Raw genomic sequence first — 300 nt, forward strand, 5'->3', positions numbered from 1 at the left:
ACTTATCGGTAGTTAACCCTTCCTCCTACACTCTCCACAATTATGTCCGAGCGTTGCACTTATTATCTGAATTCGCGAATTATCTGTCTTTTAATATGGAGCGGGAACTGTGAGCGGGAAAACTATTTTTAGGTTATCGGGTTTAGCTTTAATGACAATGCTGGCGCTGCCTGTTTTATCCACCGCGTATGCCGCCAACGTTAAAATCGTTATCAACCAGTCACCGTGGCTCGATGGTTTCAAAAAAACGGTCGAAAAATACAATCATGATACCGGAAATAACGTCAGCATCGATGCGGT

General features: G+C 43.3%; 1 protein-coding gene. It reads left to right on the forward strand.

Annotated features, from left to right (window positions below):
* Positions 1-109: 109 nt before the first annotated feature.
* On the forward strand, positions 110-300 hold a 191-nt coding region (locus ACSZPU_RS26455), incomplete at its 3' end, for a hypothetical protein (protein WP_499004587.1).

This window comes from Phytobacter sp. V69 (assembly GCF_965644215.1).
GTDB lineage: Bacteria > Pseudomonadota > Gammaproteobacteria > Enterobacterales > Enterobacteriaceae > Phytobacter.